This is a genomic window from Flavobacterium sp. UBA4854, from assembly GCF_002399805.1.
Lineage (GTDB): Bacteria > Bacteroidota > Bacteroidia > Flavobacteriales > Flavobacteriaceae > Flavobacterium > Flavobacterium ginsengisoli.
The window spans coordinates 18477-22508 of sequence record NZ_DHEI01000034.1 but is presented as its reverse complement, the minus strand read 5'-3'; the positions used below and the strand labels follow the sequence as shown (position 1 = coordinate 22508).

The following is a 4032-nucleotide window of genomic DNA, read 5'->3' as shown; positions in this document are numbered from 1 at the left end:
TAACAAAAGTCAATTGAAGTTTTTAGTACTCAGAGCGGGACTTGAACCCGCACGAACATTGCTGTTCACTGGATTTTAAGTCCAGCGTGTCTACCAATTTCACCATCCGAGCATTGTATGGTTTTAGAGCGAAAAACGGGGCTCGAACCCGCGACCTCGACCTTGGCAAGGTCGCGCTCTACCAACTGAGCTATTTTCGCATTTTCAAATTTATTAAGAACCGCAACACTTGTTTTGTTTTGTATTGCGAGTGCAAATTTAGGACATTTATTCAATTACACAAGCGTTTTTTCAAAAAAAAATCTACTTATTTTATAACGTTCTGATAACCTAAAGTTTAAATTTGAAAAATTTTTAAATTTTATTTCTTTACCAGCATTCTTTTAATCTCATTCAATTTCATCAGCGCTTCTACTGGTGTAATTGCATTAATATCGAGATTTAAAATTTCTTCTTTTATCTCTTCCAACAAAGGATCATCTAGATTAAAGAAACTCATCTGCATTTCTTCATTTGCCGATTTTATTCCGTTCAAAGCATCGCTTGAATGATTTTTTTCTAATTTCTTTAAAAGCTTTTGTGCTTTTGAAACAACCAATTGAGGCATTCCAGCCATTTTTGCCACGTGAATTCCGAAACTATGCGCACTTCCTCCTTTTACTAGTTTTCTAACAAAAAGAACGGTATCTTTTAGTTCTTTTACAGCCACATTGAAATTCTGGATTCTCGGCATAGATTCTGTCATTTCATTCAGCTCATGATAATGCGTTGCAAAAAGCGTTTTTGCTCTTCCTGGGTGTTCATGCAAGAACTCAGCAATTGCCCAAGCAATCGAGATTCCGTCATAAGTACTTGTCCCTCTTCCAATCTCATCTAACAATACCAAACTTCTATCTGATAAGTTATTCAAAATAGAAGCTGTTTCGTTCATTTCTACCATAAAAGTAGATTCTCCCATCGAAATATTATCTGAAGCTCCAACTCTGGTAAAAATCTTATCTACGATTCCCATTCTAACACTATCAGCAGGAACAAAACTTCCCATTTGAGCCAGAAGTACAATCAAAGCCGTTTGTCTTAAAATAGCCGACTTACCCGACATGTTTGGCCCGGTAATCATAATAATCTGCTGCGTCTCTCTGTCTAAGAAAACATCATTGGCAATATAAGGCGTTCCAACTGGCAATTGTTTTTCAATTACAGGATGCCTTCCGTTTTTGATATCCAATTCAAATGTATCATCGATTTCAGGTTGCACATATTGATTTTCGACAGCCATTTGCGTAAATGAACATAAACAATCCAATTGCGCAACCAAATACGCGTTCATTTGAACTGGTTTGATATATGTCGAAATCCAAGCTACTAATTGCTCAAAAAGCTCACTTTCTATTTTATAGATTTTTTCTTCGGCTCCTAAAATCTTCGTTTCGTATTCTTTTAATTCTTCGGTAATATAACGCTCCGCATTTACCAAAGTCTGTTTACGAATCCATTCTTCTGGAACTTTATCTTTATGCGTGTTTCTAACTTCGATATAATATCCGAAAACATTATTAAAAGAAATTTTTAATGACGAAATTCCAGTTCTTTCAGATTCTCTTTTTTCAATTCCTTCTAAAAATTCTTTTCCTGAAGTTGAAATTGCACGAAGTTCGTCCAATTCTTCATTTATTCCGCTCGCAATAGCATTCCCTTTCGAAATGGCAACTGGAGCATCTTGATTTAGTGTAGTCTTAATTTTTTCGCGAAGCAGATCGCACGCATGCAAACTGTCTCCAATAACTTTTACCGCTTCTTGCGGACTTTCTAACGCAAGAGTTTTAATTGGAATAATGGCATCCAAAGATTCCTTTAAATACACGATTTCACGAGGAGAAACTTTTCCTGCAGCAATTTTAGAGATTAAACGTTCTAAATCTGAAATCTGCTTGATTTGATATTGGATATTATGCAGAATTTCAGAATTCGATTTTAAATACGCTACGACTTCATGTCTGCTTTTTACCTTATTCGCATCTTTCAATGGCAAAGCCAGCCAACGCTTCAGTAAACGTCCTCCCATTGGAGAAAGCGTTTTATCAATAACATCCAAAAGTGTAACTGCATTTGGATTATAGCTGTGATATAATTCCAAGTTTCTAATCGTAAAGCGATCCATCCAAACGTAAGCATCTTCTGCAATACGCTGAATCGCTGTAATATGTTGTACACGATTATGCTGTGTTTCTGATAAATAGTACAAAATTGCTCCGGAAGCAATAATTCCTTCTTTCAATTCTTCGACACCAAATCCTTTTAAGGAATTCGTTTGGAAATGCTTTGTTAAGGTTTCTAATGCATAATCTTCTTTATAGATCCAATCTTCTAAATAAAAACTATGAAAATCTTCTCCAAAAGCATTTTTAAAATCACCTTTATTATTCTTTGGCACTAAAACCTCACTCGGATTAAAGTTTTGAAGCAACTTATCAATGTATTCTGCATTTCCTTGAGCCGTTAAAAACTCTCCTGTTGAAACATCTAAAAAAGAAATTCCGATATTTTTATTCGCAAAATAAACAGATGCTAAGAAGTTATTCGATTTTGACTGTAAGACCTCATCGTTTAAAGAAACTCCAGGAGTTACAAGCTCCGTTACACCTCTTTTTACAATAGTTTTTGTCATTTTAGGATCTTCCAACTGATCACAGATTGCTACACGAAGCCCAGCTTTTACCAATTTTGGCAAATAAGTATTTACAGAATGATGTGGAAACCCCGCTAATGCTGTTTCTGTATCAGATCCAGCTCCTCTTTTAGTTAAGGTTATCCCTAAAATTTTAGAAGCTCTAATGGCGTCTTCTCCAAAGGTTTCATAAAAATCTCCTACTCTGAAAAGCAGACATGCATCAGGATATTTAGCCTTGATCTCGTTGTACTGTTTCATTAAAGGTGTTTCTTTCACCACTTTTTCTTTAGCTGCCAAATTATTATATTTTAAATGAAAAAATTAAGACAGCGAATTTATGCTTTTTTAACCGTATATCGAAAGCTTCAAAAATTAAAATATTTTAAGATATTTTTAGGTTGTGATTTAAGAATTTTATATAGCTTTGTTTATCATTTAAAAAAAAGACCCTTAAAGATGAAAAAAATAATCTTATTCGCTATGTTAGCTGTAGCTGGTATCACAGCTACTAATGCACAAACAACTAAAAAAGCTAAAGCTGAGAAAGTTGCTAAAGTTGAAGGAGCTGGAATGCTTTTCGAAACAGAAACTATTGATTACGGAACTATCGCACACAATGCTGATGGAAAACGTGAATTTGTTTTTGTTAACAATGGTACAAAACCATTAATTATCACTAACACTCAAGGATCTTGTGGATGTACTGTTCCAACTACTCCAAAAGAACCAATCGCTCCAGGAGCTAAAGGTGTTATTGGTGTAAAATATGCTACTGACAGAGTTGGTGCTTTTACAAAAACTGTAACTGTAACTTCTAACGCAGAAGGACAACCAACAAAAATCCTTACTATTAAAGGTACAGTTTTACCAGATCCAGTAAAAAGCTAATCTGAGAAACATTTAAAATAATCAAAAAGCTTCCTTATCTTTGGAAGCTTTTTTTATGACTACAATTTAAAAACAATGAGAAAACTCGAAAACAGCGAACTAGACCGTAAATCAATTGAAGATTTTAAAAAATCGGAGAAAACCCCTTTAATATTAGTTTTAGACGATATTCGAAGTCTGCATAATATTGGTTCTGTTTTTAGAACTGCTGATGCGTTTTTGATTGAAAAAATAATTCTTTGCGGCATTACAGCAACTCCTCCAAATAAAGAAATTCATAAAACTGCTCTTGGCGCGACTGAAACTGTTGCTTGGGAACATCACGAAAGTGTTCTGGAAGTTATCGAAAACTTAAAGAAAGAAAATGTATTAACAATGGCTATCGAACAAGTTGAAAGTGCTGTCTTTCTTCAAGATTTTAAAATTGAAAAAGATCAGAAATATGCCTTAGTTTTCGGAAATGAAGTTTATGG

The 4032-nt window shown here is 34.4% G+C and carries 3 protein-coding genes and 2 tRNA genes; 2 read left to right on the top strand and 3 right to left on the bottom strand.

Going from position 1 to position 4032, the window contains the following annotated elements:
* Positions 1-26 precede the first annotated feature (26 nt).
* From B3J44_RS04430 to mutS, 3 genes are all read right to left on the bottom strand, one after another.
* A tRNA-Leu gene (locus tag B3J44_RS04430) sits at positions 27-112 on the bottom strand.
* A gap of 15 nt (positions 113-127) precedes the next feature.
* A tRNA-Gly gene (locus B3J44_RS04425) sits at positions 128-200 on the bottom strand.
* 161 nt (positions 201-361) lie between these two features.
* Entirely contained in the window at positions 362-2968 is a 2607-nt protein-coding gene (gene mutS, locus B3J44_RS04420) for a DNA mismatch repair protein MutS (protein ID WP_286966068.1), read from the bottom strand.
* Between the two features lie 159 nt (positions 2969-3127).
* Here mutS and B3J44_RS04415 point away from each other — a divergent pair, with 159 nt between their 5' ends.
* Complete coding sequence (locus B3J44_RS04415; protein WP_198854415.1) at positions 3128-3559, top strand: DUF1573 domain-containing protein; 432 nt, start codon at positions 3128-3130, stop codon at positions 3557-3559.
* Positions 3560-3634: 75 nt separating this feature from the next.
* A partial coding sequence (locus tag B3J44_RS04410; protein ID WP_286966067.1) for a TrmH family RNA methyltransferase occupies positions 3635-4032 on the top strand: 398 nt, incomplete at its 3' end.

Bases quoted from the DNA above. Each gene is read 5' to 3' on its own strand.
- B3J44_RS04415 (WP_198854415.1), top strand. From the start codon at position 3,128: ATGAAAAAAATAATCTTATTCGCTATGTTAGCTGTAGCTGGTATCACA.